The organism is Halomonas heilongjiangensis, from assembly GCF_002879645.1.
GTDB lineage: Bacteria > Pseudomonadota > Gammaproteobacteria > Pseudomonadales > Halomonadaceae > Halomonas > Halomonas heilongjiangensis.
The window spans coordinates 122,838-145,056 of the sequence record NZ_PNRE01000090.1 but is presented as its reverse complement, the minus strand read 5'-3'; the positions used below and the strand labels follow the sequence as shown (position 1 = coordinate 145,056).

21 protein-coding genes are annotated in these 22,219 nt (G+C 68.0%); 15 read left to right on the top strand and 6 right to left on the bottom strand.

Translation table 11 applies throughout. The annotated features are described in order from the left end of the window. Positions 1-39 precede the first annotated feature (39 nt). Together coaD and C1H66_RS19575 are read right to left on the bottom strand one after the other, a co-directional pair. Complete coding sequence (coaD, locus tag C1H66_RS19580; RefSeq protein ID WP_102629548.1) at positions 40-519, bottom strand: pantetheine-phosphate adenylyltransferase; 480 nt, start codon at positions 517-519, stop codon at positions 40-42. Next, entirely contained in the window at positions 516-2,408 is a 1,893-nt protein-coding gene (locus C1H66_RS19575; protein ID WP_102629574.1) for a beta-ketoacyl synthase, read from the bottom strand. Before C1H66_RS19575 ends, coaD begins: the two co-directional genes overlap by 4 nt. 329 nt (positions 2,409-2,737) lie before the next feature. On the opposite strand from C1H66_RS19575, the gene trmB reads away from it, so the two are divergent. The 6 genes from trmB (at position 2,738) to C1H66_RS19545 (ending at position 9,769) form a co-directional block, all read left to right on the top strand. Then, positions 2,738-3,472, top strand: a complete 735-nt coding sequence (gene trmB, locus C1H66_RS19570; RefSeq protein WP_102629547.1) for a tRNA (guanine(46)-N(7))-methyltransferase TrmB — start codon at positions 2,738-2,740, stop codon at positions 3,470-3,472. Continuing rightward, entirely contained in the window at positions 3,469-3,801 is a 333-nt protein-coding gene (locus tag C1H66_RS19565) for a DMT family transporter (protein ID WP_181423478.1), read from the top strand. The genes trmB and C1H66_RS19565 overlap by 4 nt, the downstream gene beginning before the upstream one ends. A gap of 57 nt (positions 3,802-3,858) precedes the next feature. Beyond that, positions 3,859-5,298, top strand: coding sequence for a D-alanyl-D-alanine carboxypeptidase/D-alanyl-D-alanine endopeptidase (dacB, locus tag C1H66_RS19560; RefSeq protein ID WP_102629545.1), 1,440 nt, complete (start codon positions 3,859-3,861; stop codon positions 5,296-5,298). A 13-nt stretch (positions 5,299-5,311) separates the two neighbouring features. Next, a complete protein-coding gene (locus C1H66_RS19555; protein ID WP_102629544.1) occupies positions 5,312-5,683 on the top strand; it encodes a diacylglycerol kinase in 372 nt (123 codons plus the stop codon). 87 nt (positions 5,684-5,770) lie between these two features. After that, positions 5,771-8,758, top strand: coding sequence for a bifunctional [glutamate--ammonia ligase]-adenylyl-L-tyrosine phosphorylase/[glutamate--ammonia-ligase] adenylyltransferase (gene glnE, locus C1H66_RS19550; protein ID WP_102629573.1), 2,988 nt, complete (start codon positions 5,771-5,773; stop codon positions 8,756-8,758). A gap of 87 nt (positions 8,759-8,845) precedes the next feature. Then, complete coding sequence (locus C1H66_RS19545) at positions 8,846-9,769, top strand: branched-chain amino acid transaminase (RefSeq protein WP_102629543.1); 924 nt, start codon at positions 8,846-8,848, stop codon at positions 9,767-9,769. 95 nt (positions 9,770-9,864) lie between these two features. On the opposite strand, the gene C1H66_RS19540 is transcribed toward C1H66_RS19545, so the two are convergent. The 4 genes from C1H66_RS19540 to C1H66_RS19525 all read right to left on the bottom strand — a co-directional run bounded on the left by C1H66_RS19540 (position 9,865) and on the right by C1H66_RS19525 (position 13,661). Continuing rightward, positions 9,865-10,527 (bottom strand): HAD family hydrolase, encoded by a 663-nt coding sequence (locus tag C1H66_RS19540; protein ID WP_102629542.1) that lies wholly within the window; start codon positions 10,525-10,527, stop codon positions 9,865-9,867. 73 nt (positions 10,528-10,600) lie between these two features. Then, positions 10,601-12,103: a tripartite tricarboxylate transporter permease gene (locus C1H66_RS19535; RefSeq protein WP_102629541.1), complete on the bottom strand. Its 1,503-nt coding sequence runs from the start codon at positions 12,101-12,103 to the stop codon at positions 10,601-10,603. 15 nt (positions 12,104-12,118) lie between these two features. Continuing rightward, complete coding sequence (locus tag C1H66_RS19530) at positions 12,119-12,595, bottom strand: tripartite tricarboxylate transporter TctB family protein (RefSeq protein ID WP_102629540.1); 477 nt, start codon at positions 12,593-12,595, stop codon at positions 12,119-12,121. Positions 12,596-12,653: 58 nt separating this feature from the next. Continuing rightward, positions 12,654-13,661: a tripartite tricarboxylate transporter substrate binding protein gene (locus tag C1H66_RS19525; RefSeq protein WP_102629539.1), complete on the bottom strand. Its 1,008-nt coding sequence runs from the start codon at positions 13,659-13,661 to the stop codon at positions 12,654-12,656. Positions 13,662-14,102: 441 nt separating this feature from the next. On the opposite strand from C1H66_RS19525, the gene C1H66_RS19520 reads away from it, so the two are divergent. From C1H66_RS19520 to C1H66_RS19480, 9 genes are all read left to right on the top strand, one after another. After that, complete coding sequence (locus tag C1H66_RS19520; protein WP_102629538.1) at positions 14,103-15,947, top strand: bifunctional sugar phosphate isomerase/epimerase/4-hydroxyphenylpyruvate dioxygenase family protein; 1,845 nt, start codon at positions 14,103-14,105, stop codon at positions 15,945-15,947. A 21-nt stretch (positions 15,948-15,968) separates the two neighbouring features. After that, positions 15,969-16,835 carry a shikimate dehydrogenase family protein gene (locus C1H66_RS19515; protein WP_102629537.1) on the top strand — a complete coding sequence of 289 codons (867 nt, stop codon included), beginning with the start codon at positions 15,969-15,971 and terminating at the stop codon, positions 16,833-16,835. After that, positions 16,832-17,281: a type II 3-dehydroquinate dehydratase gene (gene aroQ, locus C1H66_RS19510; RefSeq protein ID WP_102629536.1), complete on the top strand. Its 450-nt coding sequence runs from the start codon at positions 16,832-16,834 to the stop codon at positions 17,279-17,281. The genes C1H66_RS19515 and aroQ overlap by 4 nt, the downstream gene beginning before the upstream one ends. Before the next feature lie 156 nt (positions 17,282-17,437). Next, positions 17,438-17,611, top strand: coding sequence for a periplasmic nitrate reductase, NapE protein (gene napE, locus C1H66_RS19505; RefSeq protein ID WP_102629535.1), 174 nt, complete (start codon positions 17,438-17,440; stop codon positions 17,609-17,611). Positions 17,612-17,623: 12 nt separating this feature from the next. After that, positions 17,624-18,142, top strand: coding sequence for a ferredoxin-type protein NapF (gene napF / locus C1H66_RS19500; RefSeq protein WP_102629534.1), 519 nt, complete (start codon positions 17,624-17,626; stop codon positions 18,140-18,142). Further along, entirely contained in the window at positions 18,132-18,413 is a 282-nt protein-coding gene (locus C1H66_RS19495; RefSeq protein WP_102629533.1) for a chaperone NapD, read from the top strand. The genes napF and C1H66_RS19495 overlap by 11 nt, the downstream gene beginning before the upstream one ends. After that, positions 18,410-20,914 (top strand): nitrate reductase catalytic subunit NapA, encoded by a 2,505-nt coding sequence (gene napA, locus C1H66_RS19490; protein ID WP_102629532.1) that lies wholly within the window; start codon positions 18,410-18,412, stop codon positions 20,912-20,914. Before C1H66_RS19495 ends, napA begins: the two co-directional genes overlap by 4 nt. A 24-nt stretch (positions 20,915-20,938) precedes the next feature. Continuing rightward, the gene (locus tag C1H66_RS19485; protein ID WP_102629531.1) at positions 20,939-21,424 is read left to right on the top strand and encodes a nitrate reductase cytochrome c-type subunit; all 486 of its coding nucleotides are present in this window, start codon (positions 20,939-20,941) and stop codon (positions 21,422-21,424) included. Next, on the top strand, positions 21,421-22,062 hold the full coding sequence (locus tag C1H66_RS19480) for a NapC/NirT family cytochrome c (RefSeq protein ID WP_102629530.1): 642 nt from the start codon (positions 21,421-21,423) through the stop codon (positions 22,060-22,062). Before C1H66_RS19485 ends, C1H66_RS19480 begins: the two co-directional genes overlap by 4 nt. The last annotated feature ends 157 nt before the right edge of the window (positions 22,063-22,219 follow it).

Below are 22,219 nucleotides of genomic sequence, written 5' to 3'. Positions count from 1 at the left end.
GATACCTCACGCAGGGTAGCGCTTTTCCGAGTAATCTAGTCAGGCATTGTAATGGCTGCGCAGGGTTTCGGCGACCCTGGGATGCACGTGCTTCGAGACATCGCCGCCGAGCCGTGCGATTTCGCGCACCAGGGTCGAGGAAATATAGGAGTTCTCCACCTCCGGGGTCAGGAAGACCGTCTCCAGCTCCGGCATCTGGGCGCGGTTCATGTTGGCCAGCTGCAGCTCGTACTCGAAGTCGGACACCGCGCGCAGGCCGCGCAGCAGCACGCGCGCCTGCTGCTGCTTCATGAACTCGGTCATCAGCCCCGAGAAGCCCACCACCTCGACATTGTCGAGGGCCGCCACCACTTCCCGGGTCAGGGCGAGGCGGGTATCGAGGTCCAGTGCGGGCCCCTTGCCGGGGCTGTCGGCGATGGCCACCACCACCTTGTCGAACAGCCGCGAGGCGCGCTCGATCAGGTCGAAGTGGCCGTTGGTGATGGGGTCGAAGGTGCCGGGGTAGACCGCGATATTCATCCGCGTTCTCCCTCCTCGAGTCGTCCAAAGGGGTTGTCCACCACCAGCGAGACCGGCCGGGCATAGCCCGGGATGCGGATGCTCCGGTCGCTGACCTCGAGCTCCGGTCCCTCCAGCACGCCCTCGCCGAAGCGGTAGCGGGCCTGGAAGTGACCACGGTCGGCCTGCTGCAGGTAGTTGGCGGCGGCCTCGCGGGTGGTCTCGCGGCGAGCCTGCCAGGCGGCCACGGCGGCCTCTCCGTGACGCTGCATCAGCAGCCGTTCGGTGACCCCGGGCGAGAGCAGCACGCCGGTGGCGTTGTTGCCGCCGAAGCCCTTGGCATTGATGAAGGCGGCATCGGCGGCGAAGGACAGCGGCGTACGCGAGAAGCGTAGCCGCTCGGCGTAGACGTCGTCGGCCACCGCGTCCAGGGTCGGAATGCCCGGCAGCAGGGCGTGGGCGAAGCTGCCCAGGGCGCTGGCGAGCTGGTCGCCGGCGGCGCTGCCCTGCGAGTGGCCGACGAAGGCCTTGACCGCCACCACCGGCCAGGCTTCGATGCCGTAGGCGCGGGCGACCAGGTCGAAGACATGGGACTCGGTCACCCGGTTCTTGGGCGTACTGGTGCCATGGGCGTGGAGGAAGCTGCGCTCGCGCAGCGCCGTTTCGCCGAGCATGTCGCGGACCAGCGAGGCGGCCTTGCCCAGGGTGATGTAGTTGCCGATGCCGGGGGCCGAGATGGAGCGCTTCCAGCCGTCGGCATTGACGAACACCGCCGGCACGCTGCCGAGGATCTCGGCCCCCGTCTCCAGCGCCAGGGCATCGTCCATCAGCAGGATGAACTGGCTGGATTCGGCGATGGTGAAGCCGCAGTTGCGGGCAAAGGGCCGGCAGGCCTTCTGGTAGTCGGCATCGGTGAGCAGCTCCAGGGCGTCCAGCGACCGGAGGCTGTCGTCGTCGGCCAGGGCGCCCATGGCCCGGAAACCCTCGATGATCTCGGGGGTGATGGGAGCGTCGGCGGTGCCGACCATCACCACCCGGCGACGGCCGGCGCGGATATCCTCCACACCGAGCCGCAGGTTGTAGAGGAAGCTGGCACAGGCGCCGAGCACCGCACCGGTACCGCCCACGCTGCCCAGGACATAGGCGTTGAGGAAGTCGGCGGGCATCTGGCCGTAGCCCAGCGGCATCTGCTTCGAGGTGGCCCGGTTGCCCGAGACGAAGCTCTTGAGCAATCCGCCCCAGCCCTCGTCGTCGAGCTGGCCGATGGAGTTGCCGGCATAGACCGCCACCTCGTCGGGGTCGAGGCGGTCGCGAAGGGCATCCCACTCCAGGCCGCTGTCACCCAGGCAGTCGCTGGCGGCGAAGATCGTCATGGAGAGACCGCGGGGGTGATGCACGCTGCGGTAGAAGCGACTGGGCTCGAAGCCGGTGGGCAGCTGGCCGGCGGTGCGCACCTGGGCCTGACGAGTCTCGGGCAGCATCACTTCCATCTGCCCGGCGGGCACGGTGACCTCGAGGGTATGACGGTCGATCTCGTGCACCTGCCAGGTGGGCGGCAGGTCCTCAGGCAGCTGGCGACGGCGGATCCGGAAGGTCAGCGGCGTGTCCAGGGCGAGGCTCGCCCGACGGTTGGCGGGCAACCCCTCGTCGTTGAAGCGGGAATCCTCGATGCGCCGGATCAGGGTGTGGTCGAGCACCCGCTGGCGGGTCTGCTCGACGATGGCGGCGGGCTCGAGGGGGTGTCCCTCGGCGTCCTGCCAGCCGCCATCGTCCTGGCCGCTGGCCAGACGCATCATTGCCGCCAGGCCCAGCAGGGTCTGGGCCTGGTCGTCGTCGGGCAGGGCGCCGAGCACGGTACGGCGAAACGCCTGATGGCCCGAGGTTCTGCCGGCGGGATTCACGCCGCCCATGCCGACGATCACCGGTAAATGTGGCAAGCCGGGTTCCTCGTTGTGCTGTTGATGTCTACGAGCCGATTGTGAGTATCAGGCCATGGATCATAGCACCCGGCCTGGCGCGGCGTCATGCCGCGCCCAGCAGGGGGAGGAAGGGAGCGCGTGAAACGAGTGTTTGATGGCGGCCGCCGTCTCGGCCATCATCAAACGGCTGTTTGAGTCATACGAGTGGTCATGGGCGCGCCTCGTTGCGAGGCGCGCCATTTTTTCGGTTCTCCGGTATCTGCGCCGCCTCCGGCAGGCTGCTAGAATGGCCCTCCCCAAGCCGTTGCGGGTCGTCCGTCATGCAAGCCTCCTCCCGTGCGATCGTCTCCAATCAGCCTGGCCTCCACGACGGCCTGGCACAGCGTGTGGCGCGCTCGCTCGCCCACCCGTTGCGCAAGCCGGTGGCCGAGCATACCCGTGAGGCCTTCACGGTGGCCCGCCGCTGGTATGAAAGTCGCGGCGACATGCCGCTGATCCTGGATGCCGGCTGCGGCGTCGGCCTCTCGACGCGGCGGCTGGCCGCGCGTTTCGCCGACCACGCGGTGATCGGGGTCGACCGCAGCGCCGCTCGCCTCTCCCGGGAACATGGCCCTCTGCCCGGCAACGCCCTGCTGGTACGTGCGGACCTGGTGGACTTCTGGCGCCTGGCGCTGGCCGCCGGCTGGCAGCCGCTGCGCCACTACCTGCTCTATCCCAACCCCTACCCCAAGGCGGCCCACCTCAAGATGCGCTGGCACGGCCACCCGGTGTTCCCGGTGATCCTGGCGCTGGGCGGGCGACTCGAGCTGCGCTCCAACTGGCGGCTCTACCTCGAGGAGTTCGCCCTGGCGCTGGAGCTGGCGGTCGGCGTGACGGCGGCGGTGGAGCCCCATGTGCCCGGCGACGCGGCGCGGGCGCCCGAGGCGTACCTCACGCCCTTCGAGCAGAAATACCATGCCAGCGGCCAGGCCCTCTGGCGACTGGTGGCCGAGCTGCCCCATGATGCCGGGCTGGTGCCGACCGACCCGACCCGGCCAACCGGGAAGGAGGCGTGATGGCCTTCGTCTTCCTGGCCCTGGCGATCGTCGCCGAGGTGGTCGCCACCAGTGCCCTCAAGGCGTCGGACGGCTTCACGCGGCTGTGGCCCAGCGTCACCGTGGTGATCGGGTACGGTCTGGCCTTCTACCTGCTCGCCCTGGTGCTGCGTAGCGTGCCGGTGGGGATCGCCTACGCCTTCTGGGCGGGGCTGGGCATCGTGCTGGTCACCCTGGTGGGGCTGGTGGTCTACGGCGAGCGACCGGACCTCCCGGCCCTGCTGGGGCTCGCCATGATCGTTGGCGGCGTGGTGGTGATCCAGGTTTTCTCCTCGGTCTCGGCCCATTAAGCTGAACCCCGTGATGGCGTACGTCGCCATTCCTCCTCTCGATGATGACCGTCCGTGATGCTCCAACGACTGCTTTCCATCTCATTGCTTTGCTTGCTGCTAGTGTCGCCGCTGGTGCAGGCCAACGGCTTCGCGCGCCTGGCCGAGCTGGGCGAGCGGGGATTTCTGATCGGCGCCGAGGCCCGCTTGCTCGACAGCCGTGACGTCCTCGGCGCCATCGAACCGCAGCGCCAGCTGTCGCCGGCCTCGGTGACCAAGGCCTACCTGGCGGCGGCGGCGCTGGACCACTGGGGACCCCAGCACCGCTTCACCACGCGCCTGGTCAGTGACGCCGAACTCGACGCGAACGGCGTCCTGCGTGGCGATCTTGTGCTGGACGGCGGCGGAGATCCGGCGCTCTCCACCGAGGACCTGTGGCGACTCACCCAGCGGCTGCACCAGGGCGGGGTGCGCAGCGTCGACGGCCAACTGGTCGTCAGTCAATGGCGGTTCGGGCCGGTGGAGTGCATCACCACCGACCGCTGCCAGGCCCATTCCCGGGTCGCCAACGCCTACAGTGCCCTGCTCAGCTCGGCGGGGGTGAACCATGGCAGCTGGTGCGTCACCGTGGCCCCGGGGCCCGCCGCCGGCGAGCCGGCGCGGATCACCAGTTGTGACAGCCAGGCGGCGATCGTCGGCATCGACAACCGGGTCGTGACGCGGCCCGACGACAGCGGCACCCAGCTCAACGCCGAGCGTATCCTGGACAACGATGGCGACGTCATGGTGGTGAGCGGCCAGATCTCGCTCGACGCCTCCCCGCGAGAGATCTATCGTGCCAGTTCGGACCCGGCGCTGCAGACCGCTCGTACCCTGCTGGCGATGCTCGAGCAGGCCGGCATCGAGGTGCGCGAGGGTGCGACGACCAGTATCGCCGAACCGCCGGCCTCGTCCCGCCGGCTCGCCGAGGTGGAAGGCCTGCCGCTGCAGGAGTTGTTGCTGCGGACCATGAACCACTCCAACAACTTCATGGCCGACCTGCTCGCCCTCAACCTGGTGGAGACGCCCCGCGCCGACCTGCGGCTGGGGGGGCAGGCCATCGAGCACTTCGTGGGCGGCATTCCCGACCACGGCCCGCTGATCCTGCGCAGCGGCAGCGGGCTGACCCCCGAGAACCGGACGTCGGCACAGGGGGTGAACACCCTGCTGGAGAGCATGTTCCACCGTCCGGCACTCTTCCCCAGCTTCGTGGCCAGCTTCCAGTCGCCGGGCAACGGGGTGATGCGCTTCATGCGCCGCGGCTCCACGACCTTCCAGCACCATGTCATGCTCAAGACCGGCACCCTCAACCAGCCGGTGGCGGTGCGCGCCCTGAGTGGCTACTTCCGCACCCGGAGCGGCCGCTGGGGCGTGTTCAGCGTGATGGTCAACGGCACCTCGAGCACCCCCTGGCTCAACTGGGCCCAGGTGCTCGATCCGCTGGCCGAGGATCTCGAACGCATGATCAACGAGAACTGACAGGGACCCCGTCATGAAACCCGGACACACCGGCTGGCGCCACCTCATCAGTGCCACCGACTACTCGCTCAAGGGGCTGCGTGCCGCCTTCCGCCACGAGACCGCCTTCCGCCAGGAGCTGCTCGTCTGCGCGCTGCTGCTGCCGCTGGCCTGGTGGGTCGGCCAGGGGCCGGTGGAGTGGATCCTGCTGGCGGGCAGCTGCCTGCTGGTGCTGATCGTGGAACTGCTCAACAGCGCCATCGAGAACGTGGTGGACCGCATCGGCACCGAGCACCACGAGCTCTCCGGCCGTGCCAAGGACATCAGCTCGGCGGCGGTGATGCTGTCGCTGGTCGTCGCCGGCCTGACCTGGGGGTTGCTGGTCTGGCAGAAATTGCTCGGTTGATTCACGACTCTTTCCACGCCCCGGGTGCCGGGCGGCGGCCGGCTTCGCTATGCTGGGGACATTCGTCAACCCGGATGCGAGATGCCCATGGCCCTTCCCGACGACTTCCTGCCGCTGACCGACATTCCCGCCCCGCTCAGGGTGCCGCTGCAGCATGCGCGGGAGCGCCTGGCGGCGTCGCTCGAGCAGGCCGACAACCTGGCCGGCATGAGCGACGGCGACTCGCCGCTGGAGGACTGGCTGGCGCTCTCGGCGTCCCGGCGCGAGCAGCTGGCCCGGGTACTGGCGATCTCCAGCTTCGTCGCCGAGACCCTGGTGCGCCACCCCGAGTGGTTGCTCCATCTCGATGCCAGCGGCGAGCTGGAGGTCGCCCCCGATGCCGAGACCCTGCGTGAGTGGCTCGGTGAACGGCTCGAGGCCGTCGAGGACGAGCCGGCCCTGCAGTCCGTCATGCGCCGCTTCCGGCGCGCCCGGATGCTGGGCATCGTCTGGCGCGACCTGACCCGCCCGCCGGGCATCGACATGTGGGCCACCGCCGGGGCGGTCTCGCGGCTCGCCGAGACCTGCCTGGAAGGCGCCCTGGGGTGGCTCGAGCGCCATCTCGAGCCGCGCTGGGGGCGTCCCGCGCGGCGCCGCGACGGCGGCGAGCAGCGCCTGGTGGTGCTCGGCATGGGCAAGCTGGGGGCCGGCGAGCTCAACCTCTCCTCCGATATCGACCTGATCTTCGCCTTCCCCGAGAAGGGCGAGACCGAAGGCGGTCGCAAGTCCCTCGAACATCAGGAGTACTTCACCAAGCTGGGCCAGAAGCTGATCGCCGCGCTCGACCCGGTGACCGCCGACGGCTTCGCCTTCCGCGTCGACATGCGCCTGCGCCCGCTGGGCGACGGCGGGCCGCTGGTGGGCAGCTTCTCGTCGCTGGCCGGCTACTACCAGGACCAGGGCCGTGAGTGGGAGCGCTATGCCATGCTCAAGGCGCGGCCCGTCGCCGGCGACCGCGAGGCCGGGGCCGAGCTGCTGGCCGGCCTGCGCCCGTTCGTCTATCGCCGCTACCTGGATTTCGGTGCCATCGAGTCGCTGCGCGAGCTGAAGGCGCTGATCAATCGCGAGGTGCGCCGCAAGGGCATGCAGAGCAACATCAAGCTGGGCCCCGGCGGTATCCGCGAAGTGGAGTTCGTGGTCCAGGCCTTCCAGTTGATCCGCGGCGGGCGCGACACCGAACTTCAGGTGACCTCGCTGAAGACCGCCCTGGAGCGCCTGCCCGAGCTCGGCCTGCTGCCCCGGGAGGTGGTCGACGAACTGCTGCCCGACTACCTCTTCCTGCGGGACCTGGAGCACGTCCTGCAGGCGCTGGAGGATCGCCAGACCCAGCGCCTGCCCGACGACGACCTGGATCGGGAGCGCGTGGCGCTGGCGCTGGACATGGAGGACTGGCCGGCGGTGATGGGGCGGCTCGACGAGGTGCGTGGGCGGGTGCGCCAGCACTTCGATGCGGTGATCGCCGATCCGGAAGAGGAGGTGGAAGAGGCCGACGACGGCGCCGCGGCCGCGGTCAGCCTCGAGGAGTGGCGCGCACTCTGGCGTGGCGAGCTGGAGGACGACGAGGGCCAGGCGCTGCTGGGTGACGCCGGGTTCGGTGACCCGGCCACCGCCGGCCGGCGGCTGCACTCCCTGCGTCACTCCCGCCAGGTCCAGACCATGCAGCGCATCGGCTACGAACGCCTCGAGGCCCTGATGCCATTGCTGCTCGATGCCGTGGCCGCCAGCGAGCAGCCGGATACCGCCCTGGAACGCGTGTTGCCGCTGATCGAGGCGGTGTTGCGGCGCACCGCCTACCTGGCGTTGTTGCGCGAGAATCCCGATGCCCTGGGACACCTGATGCGACTCAGTGGTGCCAGCCCCTGGATCGCCGAGCAGCTCGCCCGCTATCCGATCCTGCTCGACGAGCTGCTGACCCCCGACACCCTCTACACCCCGGCCGACAAGGCGCGGCTCTCCGACGAACTGCGCCAGGCGCTGGGGCGGCTGCCCGAGGACGACGAGGAGGCCCAGCTCGAGGCGCTGCGGGTGTTCAAGCACGCCCAGACGCTGCACGTGGCGGCCTCGGACATCGTCGGTACCCGACACCTGATGAAGGTCAGCGACTACCTCACCTACATCGCCGAGGTGATCCTCGAGGCGGTGCTGGCCATGGCCTGGAAGCACCTCACCCGCAAGCACGGTTTCCCGCAGCGCGGCGACGGCGAGCGGGCCGGCGTCGACCCGGAGTTCCTGATCGTCGGCTATGGCAAGCTCGGCGGGATCGAGCTCGGCTACGGCTCCGACCTGGACCTGGTATTCATTCACGACGGCGCGCCCCAGGGCAGCACCGACGGCGAGCGGCCGCTGGACAACGCCGTCTTCTTCACCCGCCTCGGCCAGCGGATCATCCATCTGCTCACCGCGGTGACCCCGGCCGGCTCGCTCTACGAGGTGGACATGCGCCTGCGTCCCTCGGGCAATTCGGGGCTGCTGGTCAGTTCGCTCGGTGCCTTCGCCGACTATCAGCGCGACCAGGCCTGGACCTGGGAGCACCAGGCGCTGGTGAGGGCCAGGGTGGTGGCCGGCCATGAGCGGCTGGCCGAGCGGTTCCAGGCGATCCGCAGCGAGATCCTCGGGCGCTCGCGTGACGGCGGGGTGCTGCGCGACGAGGTGGTGAAGATGCGCCACAAGATGCGCGAGCACCTGGCCAGCAAGAGCGAAGGCGAGGACTTCGACCTCAAGCACGACCCCGGTGGCATGGTCGACATCGAGTTCCTCTGCCAGTATGCGGTGCTCTCCATGGCCGGCGACACGCCCGATCTATTGGCGTGGAGCGACAATATTCGTATTCTGGAGACCTTGGAAGCGACCGGCCGCCTGCCGGGGCGCGACTGCCAGCGCCTGCGAGACGCCTACCTCGCCTATCGCAGTGCGGCGCACCGGGCCTCGCTGACCCGCGCGGCGGGGCGCGGCCGGAATGCGGATTTCCATGCGCACCGTCAGGCCGTCATCGAGCTCTGGCAGCGACTGCTCGAGCCGCAGGACGACCCGCAATGATCCCGTCCCGAGTGTGGCGCCACGAGGCGCCGCGTCGCCGGCAGGTTCTCTGATTCAACACGACTAGAAGACGAAAGGACGTAGATTATGTCGATGGCTGACCGTGACGGTCTCATCTGGTTCGACGGCGAACTGGTTCCCTGGCGCGATGCCCAGGTGCACGTGCTGACCCATACCCTGCACTACGGCATGGGTTGCTTCGAGGGGGTGCGTGCCTACGCCACCGACAGGGGCACCGCCATCTTCCGCCTCAAGGAGCACACCGACCGCCTGTTCGACTCCGCCAAGATCCTCGGCATGGAGATGCCGTTCGACAAGGAGACGATCAACGAGGCCCAGCGTGCCGCGGTGCGCGAGAACGGTCTCGAGGAGGCCTACCTGCGCCCCATGGTGTTCTTCGGCAGCGAGGGCATGGGGCTGCGTGCCGACAACCTCAGGACCCATGTGATCGTGGCCGCCTGGGAGTGGCCGTCGTACATGGCGCCGGAGGCCCGCGAACTGGGCATCAAGGTGCAGACCTCCTCCTTCACCCGCCATCACGTCAACATCTCCGTGACCCGGGCCAAGGCCAACGGCCAGTACATCAACTCGATGATGGCACTGGCCGAGGCGCAGCGCGGCGGCTACGACGAGGCGCTGCTGCTCGACCCCCAGGGCTATGCCGCCGAAGGCTCCGGCGAGAACCTCTTCGTGGTCAAGAACGGCGTCATCTACACCCCGATGCTGACCTCCTGCCTCAACGGCATCACCCGCAACACCGTGCTGCACATGGCCGAGCACCTGGGCTATGAACTGCGCGAGAAGCTGATCACCCGCGACGAGATCTACATCGCCGACGAGGCCTTCTTCACCGGCACCGCCGCCGAGGTGCTGCCGATCCGCGAACTCGACGGCCGTGCCATCGGGGCGGGCCGGCGTGGCCCGATCACCGAGAAGATCCAGTCGCTCTACTTCGACCTGGTGCGCGGCAAGCAGACGCTCGACGACAACTGGCTGACGCCGGTGGCCTGAAGTCCCGGCCCGGCTCGCCCGGGAGCGTGATCACGGCGCCCCGCCTGTCGACGACAGGCGGGGCGCTTGCATGGTGGGGAGCCCTCGGTGCAGGACTAGAGCCTTCCCAACGCCTCTTCCAGGCCGTGCAGGTCGACGGTGGTGACGACATCGTTCGGGAAGGGGGAGCTGGCCGGGTCGGCGGTCACGCCGACGAAGAGCGTGGCGTTGGAGCGGGCCGCGCGGTAGTCATTGTAGGAGTCGCCGATCATCACCGTGTCGCGGGCGGCGTGCTGGCGCCGGGCCAGCAGGTTGCGCAGGCCGGTGACCTTGTCCGGCGGCGCCCCGATCACCTCGAGGAAGTGGCCGGCCAGCCCCCGGCGCTCGACGATCGCCCGGAGCTCGGGCTCGGGTGTGGCGGAGAGCAGGTAGAGCGGCAGCCGTCCCTGCCAGCGGTTCAGGAACTCGAGCGCGCCGGGAATCGCCGGGGCGTCCAGCAGGCGCTGCTCCACGCTGGCCTTGAAGCGTCGGCAGAGCGCCTGGATACGGGCCTCGCCGGCCTCGCGACCCAGGATATGCCCCTCGATGTGGCGGAACTTGACCTCCCGCGGCTGGCCGCCGCGGCGGTTGAGGTAGGCGGCCACGGCACGCCGGCTCTCCTCCGGCTCGTCGTCGTAGAGATCGGCGAAGGCCTGGCGCTTGAGACGGGCCGAGTCGAGGATGACCCCGTCGAAGTCGAAGACCAGAACCCGGTGGTGTCGGGAACAGCAAGCACTCAATGGGCGTTCTCCGCATCCTGCCTGAAGCGAGAACGCGGCCCCGGGGGCCGCGTCGTTGCCTGTGGCCTCGAATTCAGTTTCTCGCGAACCTGGCCATGATCCAACCCTTGAGCGGGGTGTTGCCGAGCAGCACCAGGGTGATCACCGTGGTCAGCGCGAGCGACAGCGGGTTGGCCACCAGCGCCAGCAGGAAGTCGCTACTGCTGTCGCCCACCGAGGACATCGCCTGGCGATAGGTCTCGTCGAGCAGCGGCCCGAGGATCACCCCGAGGATGATCGGTCCCATCTGGAAGCCGTACACCTTGAGCCAGTAGCCCAGGATGCCGAAGCCGAGCATCCAGTAGACCTCCATCATGTTGCTGTTGATCGAGTAGGTGCCGACCACGCAGAGCACCAGGATCAGGGGAATCAGGATGGCCTTGGGGATCTCGACCACCTTGGAGAAGACCTTGATGCCGGTCATGCCGAAGATCAGCAGGAAGATGTTGGCCAGCGCGAGGTTACCGACGGTGAACCAGAAGATGTGGGGAGTCTCGATCATCAGCATCGGCCCCGGATTGAGGCCGTGGATGACCAGGGCGCCGATGATCACCGCGGTCACGGCATCGCCCGGCATGCCCAGCGTCAGCATGGGCACGTAGGCGCCGCCGACCGCGGCGTTGTTGGCGGTCTCCGGCGCCACCAGCCCCTCGTAGGCACCCTCGCCAAACGGGCTCGAGGGATTCTTGACGGTGCGCTTGGCGTGGTCATAGGCGAACAGCGAGGCGATGTCGCCGCCGGTGCCGGGCAGGGCGCCGACCACGACGCCGATGATGGAGGTGCGGATCGACAGTGGCAGGAACTTCAGCACCATGTTCAGCGGCGGAATGATCTTGTCGACGTTCTGCTTGACCGGCACCTTGGCCATGTTGTGCAGCTGATAGAAGGCCTCGGCGACGCCGAACAGGCCGATCATCACCACGACGTAGTGGATGCCGCCGAGCAGCTCCATGCTGCCCATGGTCAGGCGCGGCTGGGCGGTGACCATGTCCATGCCCACCAGGCCGATGGTGGATCCCAGCGCCACGGAGAAGATGCCCCGCGCCAACGACTTGCCGGAGAGCGTGCTGACCAGCAGCAGGCCCATGATGGCAATCAGGAAATAGTCGCGGGGGGCGAACTGCAAGGCCAGGTCGGAGAGATAGGGGGCGGTGCCGGCCAGTACGGCCACACCGATGAAGCCACCGATCACCGACATCACGGTGCTCAGGCCGATGGCGCGACCGGCTTCACCGCGCTGGGCCAGGGGATAGCCGTCGAAGGCGGTGACCACCGCCGAGGGTGCACCGGGAATGTTGAGCAGGATGGCCGTGCGCGAGCCACCGTAGACGCCACCCACGTAGATGCCCACCATCAGCGCCAGGGCATTGTTGATGTCCCAGGAGAAGGTGAAGGAGATCAGGATCGACACCGCCATGGTCACGGAGAGACCGGGGATGGCGCCGATATAGATGCCGGCCAGGACGCCCAGGGCGGTCAGGCTCAGCAGGCCCGGGTCCAGCCAGGCCATGAGCAGAAAGGAAAACGTATCACTCATCGGGAGCCTCGAGGATCAGGGGAGGTAGACGCGGAAAACCATGGTGAACAGCCCATAGATCACGGCGATGGCCGCGGAGGTGATGATCAGCGAGCTGATGAACTTGCCCTGGCGGAAGTAGATGAACAGTGCCGCGAGGAAGACGAAGGTGCTGACGTAGAAGCTCGCCCAGACGATGGCGGCCAGGTAGAGCACGGCGACGACCGAGAAGATCACGATATGCGGCTGGAAGTGTTCGTGCAGGAACACCTCGGCCTCGTGTCGGGCGCTGCGGATGCGCGGATCGCGCCGCTTGCGGCGGTGGCTGAAGAGGATGGCCACGGAAGAGGCCAGCATCACCAGGGCCAGACCGACAGGAAACGAGCCGGCGGAATTGAGGCGAATCTCGCCATCGATCCGGAAGGCTTCGATCAGCACGCCGATGCTGAACAACAGCAGCAGCCAGTCGAAGGCCTTCTCGCCTGCCTGGACCCTTTCGAATTGCTTGCTCATGACAAGACTCCAAGGGGTGAAGGGCCATGCCCTTCACCCCCTGCTGCGGTGGGTGGAGTTACGGGCGCGGAATACCGAGCTCTTCCGGCGACACCTTGACCGTTTCTGCCTCGGCCTCATGCATGGACCAGGCGGTGACGGACTGCCAGTTGTCGAGGTACGCCTGGGCCTCGTCGCCGCTCAGGTTGAGGGTCGCACCACCGAAGTTGGTGAGGAACTCCTGGAACTCGTCGCCGGCCACGGCCTGCTCATAGGCGTCTTCCAGGGTGCTCTTGATGTCGTCCGGGGTGTCCTGATGGACGAAGACGCCCCAGAACGGGCCCCAGGGCAGGAAGGCCTCGATATCCGGGAGTGCCTGGGTGATGGGCGGCACCCCCGGCAGCGACTCGAGCTCCTCGCTGGTCAGCACGGCGAGGCCCTTGAGACGGCCGCCACGGATCTGCTCGGCCACGGCCGAGAGGCTCAGCGGCATGAAGTCGATATGCTCGCCGAGCAGCGCCGTCACGCCGGGGCCATCGCCACCGAAGGTCACGTCGCGCACGTCGAGCTCGTCCACGGCATTGATCATGGCATGCACGGTGCTGGGCAGGCCGCCGGCGCCGGTGCCGCCCATGCGCAGCTCGCCTGGATTCTCCCTGGCGTACTCCATCAGCTCGGCGAAGGTGTCGAAGGGGCTGTTCGGGTGGGCGGCGATCACCACCAGGCCCTGGCCGATGATGTTGACGGCATGCATGTCGTCATAGGTGAAGTCGGCCAGGCCCATCAGCGGGTAGAGCTGCGGGTTCTCGGCACCATAGAGCAGGTTGTAGCCGTCGGCACGCTGGCGCATCACGTGGTTCATGCCGATCACGCCGGTGCCGCCGGGGCGATTGGTCAGCACGATGGTGGTGTCGAGGATCTCCTCGACATGGGGCGTCAGGCTGCGGGCGACGTTGTCGGTGGCGCCGCCGGCCCCCCACTGGATGGTGCCCTGGATGTTGCGCTCGGGGTAATCGGCCAAGGCGCTACCGGCCACGGCCAGTGAACCGACGGCCACGGCGAGGCTGGTGAGCAGTGGTTTGAACATGCTGGATCCTCCGGAGTGCTTGTTGTGATCGCTGCCCGGGTCGGGCAGCGGCCCCTCTCTGGTGGAGGGGCTGTTGGGCAAGCGATGTTCGCTTGTCGAACGTAAGTGCTAGTAGCGAACACTAGAACTCCCTTCCAGTAGTGTCAATGGGGATGTGGCCATCTACGACGAAGGTTGAAGGCCTGGAAAGGGCGAGCCCGGGTGCCGGCGGGCGCGGCGGCCTTCCGGGCGGGGCAGGACCAGCGTGTCCTTCTATAGTAGTCGTCAGTGACCGTGATGGCCGTCATCGTGCATCTTGCGAACTAGCGGTCGCTATGCGAACATCGAAACCGAGTTCTAGATAATGTGGCCCAGGTCCGGATGCCGGTCGCCACGTCACAAGAGGAGACCCGGGTCGGCCAGGTTGGCTGACCGGTCCCGCGGTACCTTGGGAGAATGAGGATGCGTGCCATTGCGACGGTCTGCCTGAGCGGCGACCTCAGGACCAAGCTGGAAGCCATCGCCCGTGCCGGCTTCGATGGCGTGGAGATCTTCGAGAACGACCTGCTCTCCTTCGACGGCTCCCCGGAGGAGGTGCGTGAGCTGTGCGAACGGTTGCAGCTGAAGGTCGTCGCCTTCCAGCCGTTCCGCGACTTCGAGGCCATGCCCGAGCCACAGCGCAGCCGTAACCTGCAACGTGCCGAGCGCAAGTTCGATCTCATGGCACAGCTCGGCACCGATTTCCTGCTGGTGTGCAGCAATGTCTCGCCCCAGGCCGTCGACGACATGGATCTGGCCGCGGCGGACCTGCGGGAACTGGCCGAGCGTGCCGCCAGGCGGGGCATTCGCGTCGGCTTCGAGGCACTGGCCTGGGGGCGGCACATCTCCGATTATCGCGATGCCTGGGAGGTGGTGCGGCGCGCCGATCACCCCAGCCTGGGCGTGGTGCTCGACAGCTTTCATATCCTCTCGCGGCGCCACGACCTTTCCGCCATCGGCAAGATTCCCAGGGAGAAGATCTTCTTCGTCCAGGTCGCCGATGCCCCGCTGCTGGACATGGACATCCTGCAGTGGAGCCGCCATTTCCGCTGCTTCCCGGGGCAGGGGCGCCTGCCGCTCGAGGCGTTCATGGCGGCGCTGGCGAAGTCCGGCTATGACGGCCCGCTGTCGCTGGAGATCTTCAGCGATGCCTTCCGCGCCGCCCCCACCGAGGTCACCGCGCTGGACGGCCTGCGTTCGCTGGTCCTGCTCGAGAACCTGATCGAGGACGGGCCCTGGGCCAGCCATATTCCCCCGGCACCCCGCTACAACGGCATCCACTTCATCGAATTCACCCTCGACGAGGAGAGCGCCGCGCCCCTGGGCGAGTTCATCGACGCCCTGGGCTTTCGCCACGTGGGGCGCCATCGCTCCAAGAACGTGGAGCTGTGGAAGCAGGGCGAGATCCACCTGGTGCTCAACTTCGAGACCGACAGCTTCGCCCACACCTTCCGCCTGCTGCATGGCACCTCGGTGTGCGCCGTGGGCTTCCGCGTCGACGACGTGGAGCGGGCGCAGGATCGCGCCCGTGCCTTCAAGGCCCGGACCTTCCGCGGCCAGGTGGGCGAGGGCGAGATGGAGATCCCGGCGCTGCGCGGCATCGAGGGCAGCCTGATCTACCTGGTGGACGACGAGGCCGCCGCGGATCTGCAGTGGCGCACCGACTTCGAGCTCTTCGACCAGGAGAGCCGCAACGAGGCCGGCCTGACCCGGGTCGATCACCTCTCCTACGTGCTGCCGGCTACCCAGTTGCTCGGCTGGCAGCTCTTCTACCGCACCGTGTTCGGCTTCGAGGCCGAGGCCGAGCACGAGATCGTCGACCCCCGCGGCATGATGATCAGCCAGGCGGTCAACAGCCCCGATCGCAGCATCCGCCTGCCGCTGACCGTCTCCCAGGCCCAGGAGACCCAGCCGGGGCGCTTCCTCAGCGAGTTCCGTGGCGGCGTGCAGCAGCTCGCCTTCGAGAGCCGCGATATCTTCGCCACCGTGGACGAGCTGCAGGCCCGGGGCCTGCCATTGCTGCGGATTCCCCGCAACTACTACGACGACCTGGAGGCCCGCTATGGCCTCGACGAGTCCCTGCTGGAGGCGATGCGGACGCGCAACATCCTCTACGATCGCAACGACGAGGGTGAATTCTTCCACGCCTACACCGAGACCTTCTCGGGCCGCTTCTTCTTCGAGATCGTCGAACGCCGTGGTGGCTACCAGCAGTTCGGTGCGGCCAACGCCGGTATCCGTCTCGCCGCCCAGGCCGCCCAGCGCTAGCCCTTGAATCAGGAGATAACCATGCAGCTCGGTCTTATCGGCAAGGCCATCATGAACTCCAGCTCCCCGGACCTGCACGTGCGGCTCGGCCAGCTGACCGGCATCCCCACCACCTATGACCTCTTCGACGCCAACGAACAGCCCATCGTGTCGCTCGCGAGCCAGGTGAAGAAGGTGATCGACGCGGGCTATCGTGGCGTCAATGTCACCTATCCCTGGAAGGAGGAGGCGGTGAGGCTCGCGACTCGACCCAGCGAGGGGGCGCGGATGGTCGGCGCGGCCAATACCCTGGTGTTCGAGGGCGGCGAGATCATCGCCGAGAATACCGACTTCACCGGCTTCATGAGCGGCTTCCGGGCGACCCTCGGCGAACGCGAGCCGGGCCGGGTGCTCCTGATCGGCACTGGTGGGGTGGGCAAGGCGGTGGCCTTCGGCCTCGGCAAGCTCGGCGCCACGGAGGTGATCCTGATGGACCTCGATCCGGCCAAGTCGCACCAGCTGGCCGGCGAACTCCAAGCCCAAGGCTTCACGGCCTCCACCATCACGCCCGAGCGGCTCGCCGAGACGGTGCCGCGTTGCGATGGCCTGGTCAACTGCACTCCGATCGGCCACGAGAAGAGCCCCGGCTGGCCGCTGCCCAAGGAGCTGGTGGCGGCCCACCACTGGATCTTCGATGCGGTCTACGTGCCGGCGGTCACCGAGTTCGTCGCCGCGGCCAAGGCCGCCGGCGCGGCGGTGATGAGCGGCGTCAGCCTGTTCGTCTTCCAGGGCGTCGACGCCTTCAAGCTGTTCTGCGAGGATGAGGCCAAGCGCGCCGCCGCCGACGAGCAGGCCGCCACCCTCTTCGCCCACTACCGCCGCGAACTGCTGAAGGAGACCGACTCATGAGCCAGGGCAAGGTACTGGTCCTGCACGGCCCCAACCTCAACCTGCTGGGCACTCGCCAGCCGGAGATCTATGGCTACGAGACCCTGGACGACGTCGACAGCGCCCTGCGCGAGAAGGCGATCCTGGCCGGCTGGGATATTCACTGCCTGCAGAGCAACCACGAGGGCGAGCTGATCGACGCCATCCATACCGCGCGCCTCGACGGCACGGTGGCGATCATCATCAACCCGGCGGCCTATACCCATACCTCGGTGGCGATCCTCGACGCGCTCAATGCCTTCGAGGGCAAGGTCTTCGAGGTGCACATCTCCAACGTGCACCAGCGCGAGAGCTTCCGCCACCACTCCTACGTCTCGCTGCGTGCCGACGGCGTGATCGCCGGGCTCGGCACCCGGGGCTACCGGGCGGCACTGGACGCGGTGATCGAGGCCACGCAGCCGACCTGACCGATCGCCAGCCTTCTGCCTCCCTGCCGGGCCCACCGATCGGTGGGCCCGTGGCGTTGCACGGCCGAGAGCCCCGTCGTGAACTGACAAACCGCTAATGTTGGCTACTCTGAAGGGCAGCGGGAGGGAAGTTCCGTCATCGTGAGGGGGAGTCCCATGGAGGAGCCGGATACCGCCGTGCCGGAGGTCCGCAGGAAACAGGAGCTCAAGCTGTTCCTGTTCATCGCCGTCCTGTTGTTTCCGATCCTGGCGATCGCCGTGGTCGGGGGCTACGGCTTCGCCGTGTGGATGTACCAGCTCTTCGTCGGGCCGCCCGGGCCGCCGGCCTGACCCGGGGGTGGCATGCACAATCCGGACAACAACAACCATCGCGGCAATGACGGCAGCCGTCGCCAGTTCTTCCGCTCGCTGAGCGGACGCGGCCCCGTACGCCGCCCGCCCTGGACCGGCGACGACTTTCTCGAGCACTGCACGCGCTGCGATGCCTGCATCGACGCCTGCCCGGAAGGCGTGCTCCACCGCGGTGGCGGCGGCTACCCGGAGATCCGCTTCGAGCGCGACGGCTGCTCGCTGTGTGGCGCCTGCGTCGAGGCCTGCGAGGCGCCCGTCTTCGATGCCGCGCGCCGGCCCTTCCCCTGGCGGGCCGAGCTCCGGTCGCACTGCCTGGCCCTCGCGAACATTCACTGCCAGAGCTGCCAGGACGCCTGCGAGTGGCGTGCCATCCGCTTCCTCCCCGAGCTCGGCCGCCCCCCGCGGCCGCGGATCGACAGCGACGCCTGCACCGGCTGCGGGGCCTGCCAGGCGCTCTGTCCCAATGATGCCATCGCCATGTCCTCGCCGGAGATGCGCCATGTCCAGTGAGCACCTGCACATCGCCAGTTTCCTGGTGCATGTGCGCCCCGACAGGCTGGCCGCGGTGGCCGGCTGGCTGGCCCGCCAGCCCGATGCCGAGCTCGGCGGCGAGGATCCCGCCGGCAAGCTGGTGGTGGTGATGGAGAGCCGCCATGAGGGGCGCATCCTCGCCCTGATCGATGCGGTACAGCAGCGCCCCGGCGTGCTCGGGGCGGCGCTGGTCTATCACCAGCTGCTCGACCCGCAGACCGCCGACGATCCCCAGGAGGCCACGCCATGAAACTGACGCGTCGTGAGTTCGCCAAGGCCAATGCCCTCGCCGTGGCCGCGGCCACCGCCGGCATGACCGCTCCCGCCGGCGCCAGCAACCTGATCACCAACGCCGAGCTGACCCGTATCGCCTGGAACAAGGCGCCGTGCCGCTTCTGCGGCGTGGGGTGCAGCGTCATGGTCGGCACCTACGACGGCCGCATCGTCGCCACCCATGGCGACAATCAGGCCGAGGTCAACCGCGGCTTGAACTGCGTGAAGGGCTACTTCCTGTCGAAGATCCTCTACGGCGAGGATCGCCTGCGCCAGCCGCTGCTGCGCAAGCGCAACGGCGTCTACGACAAGGACGGCGACTTCGAACCGGTCTCCTGGGACGAGGCGCTGGACCTGATGGCCGACAAGTTCAAGGCCGCCATCCGCGAGCATGGCCCCGAGAGCGTGGCGATGCTCGGCTCGGGCCAGTGGACGATCTGGGAGGGCTATGCGGCGAGCAAGCTGTTCAAGGCCGGCCTGCGTTCCAACAACATCGACCCCAACGCCCGCCACTGCATGGCCTCGGCGGTGTTCGCCTTCATGCGCGCCTTCGGCTCCGACGAGCCCATGGGCGTCTACGACGACATCGAGCACGCCAACGCCTTCGTGCTGTGGGGCTCCAACATGGCCGAGATGCACCCGGTGCTCTGGACCCGGGTCACCGATCGGCGGCTCTCCCGTCCGGACACCCGGGTGGCGGTGCTCTCCACCTATGAGCACCGCAGCTTCGACCTGGCCGACATCCCCATGGTCATGCATCCCAATGCCGACGTGGTGATCCTCAACTACATCGCCAACCACATCATCCAGTCCGGCCGGGTCGACCGGGACTTCGTCGACAGCCACACCAATTTCGTGCGCGCCGTGGACGATATCGGCTACGGCCTGCGCGACGAGGACCCGCGGCAGCAGGCGGCCGCCAATGCCGATGACCCCAACCGCTGGACGGAGATGAGCTTCGACGAGTTCGCCGAGCACGTCGCCGACTTCACCCTGGAGCGCGCGGCCCGGGAGTCCGGGGTTACGGAGAGCCGCCTCGAGCAGCTCGCCGAGCTCTACGCCGATCCCGACGTCAAGGTGATGAGCTTCTGGACCATGGGGGTCAACCAGCACACCCGCGGGGTCTGGGTGAACAACCTGATCTACAACCTGCACCTGCTCACCGGCAAGATCTCCGAGCCGGGCAACAGCCCCTTCTCGCTGACCGGCCAGCCCTCGGCCTGCGGCACCGCCCGCGAGGTGGGCACCTTCGCCCACCGCCTGCCGGCCGATCGGGTGGTCACCAACCCCGAGCATCGCCGCTTCGCCGAGGAGGTCTGGAAGCTGCCGGAGGGGACCATCCCCGAGCGGGTCGGCTTCCATGCGGTGGAGCAGAGCCGGCGGCTCAGGGATGGCGACATCAAGGTCTACTGGACCCAGGTCTGCAACAACATGCAGGCGGGCCCCAACACCCAGCAGGAGACCCTGCCGGGCTGGCGCAACCCCGAGGCCTTCGTGATCGTCTCGGACATCTATCCCACGGTGTCGGCCCAGTCCGCCGACCTCATCCTGCCGGCGGCGGGCTGGGTGGAGAAGGAGGGGGCCTTCGGCAACTCCGAGCGCCGCACCCAGTTCTTCCACCAACTGGTCGAGGCCCCCGGCGAGGCGCGCTCCGACCTCTGGCAACTGGTGGAGTTCTCCAAGCGCATCCGCGTCGATGAGGTGTGGCCCGAGGCGCTGCTGGAGCGAGCCCCGGAGTATCGCGACAAGACCCTGTTCGAGCTGCTCTACGCCAACGGTCAGGTGGACCGCTTCCCGCTCGCCGACATGGAGGAGGGCTATGTCAACCGGGAGGCGGAGGACTTCGGTTTCTATATCCAGAAGGGGCTGTTCGAGGAGTACGCCCGCTTCGGCCGCGGCAAGGGCAAGGACCTGGATGATTTCGATGTCTACCACCGGGTGCGCGGCAAGCGCTGGCCGGTGGTCAACGGCGAGGAGACCCTGTGGCGCTACCGCGAGGGGTTCGATCCCTATGTCCAGCCCGGCACCGGGGTGCAGTTCTATGCCAAGCCCGACGATCGGGCCCTGATCTTCGCCGTGCCGGACGAGCCCGCCCCCGAGCGGCCCGATGACGACTATCCGTTCTGGCTCTGCACCGGGCGGGTGCTGGAGCACTGGCACACCGGCTCCATGACGCGTCGGGTGCCGGAGCTGCACCGGGCGGTGCCCGAGGCACTGCTCTACCTTCACCCCGAGGACGCTCGGGAGCAGGGCATCCGGCGTGGCAGCGAGGTGCGGGTGGTGAGCCGGCGCGGCGAGGTGCGCCTGCGTGCCGAGACGCGGGGGCGTGTCAGGCCGCCTCGGGGGTTGGTCTACGTGCCCTTCTTCGACGCCAACCGGCTGATCAACAACCTGGTGCTGGATGCCACCGATCCCATCTCCAAGCAGACGGACTTCAAGAAGTGCGCGGTCCGCCTCGAACTGGTCAGCCTCGCCTGACGGCACCCGGCAAGGAGAGTGACGATGAAATGGCTCGCAATCGCAAGCGCGATGGTCGCCCTGGCCATGCTCGGCATGGGGGTGGCCGACGAGGGGCGCGATGCCTCGGCGCCGGACGGCCTGCGCCCGGGGGGCACCGTCGGCCAGAGCCTGCCGGCGCCGCCCATGGCCGGGCAGTCCCGGGAATCCGGGCGCGAGGTGCTCAACTACCCCGAGCAGCCGCCGGTGATTCCGCACAACATCCGCGACTACCAGGTGGACCTGCGCAGCAACCGCTGCCTGACCTGCCACAGTCGCGAGAACGCCGTGGACGCCGGGGCGCCCATGGTCAGCATCACCCACTTCATGGACCGCGACAAGCAGGTGCTGGCGGCGGTCTCGCCGGATCGCTACTTCTGCACCCAGTGCCATGTGCCCCAGACCGACGCCTCACCGATCGTGGGCAACACCTTCCGCACGGTGGACGAGGTGCTCACCGAGGCGCTGGAGCGTGAGGGAGGTGGGCAATGAGACGTTGGCTCTGGCGCTACTGGAGGCTCCTGACCCGCCCCAGCCTGCACTTCAGCCTGGGGTTTCTGACCCTGGGCGGCTTCATCGCCGGGGTGCTGTTCTGGGGCGGCTTCAACACCGCGCTGGAGGCCACCAACACCCAGCAGTTCTGCGTCTCCTGTCACGAGATGGAGCGCAACCCGCTGCAGGAGATGCAGGACACCATCCACTACAGCAACCGCTCCGGGGTGCGGGCCCAGTGCGCTGACTGCCACGTGCCCCACGACTGGACCCACAAGATGGCGCGCAAGATGGAGGCCTCCAAGGAGGTGTGGGGCTGGGTCTTCGGCTCGATCCGCACCGAGGAGCAGTTCGAGGCCAAGCGCCGCGTGCTGGCCGAGCGGGAGTGGGCGCGGCTCAAGGCCAACGACTCCCTGGAGTGCCGCAACTGTCACGAGTTCGAGCACATGGACTTCACCCAGCAGAGCTCGCGGGCCTCCAGGGCCCATTCCACCAGCCTGGCCAGCGGCGAGGCGACCTGCATCGACTGCCACAAGGGCATCGCCCACGAGCTGCCCGACATGGGGCCGGACTTCCAGGCCGGCAGCCCGGGGCTGCCGGGGGTCGACTCCTGGGTGGCTCACCTCGAGCGCGATTGACGAGGGGTGTGCCGCCTGGAGTGGCCAGGCTGTCAACACGTAACCATGCGTGACCTCAGTCAGCTGATCGAGTTCGGCCTGAGCGCAAGTTGGGCTAATGAGTGGCACCTGGTGTCCATGTCCAGCATGCCAACGGTCATGCCGCTGGCATTACGCT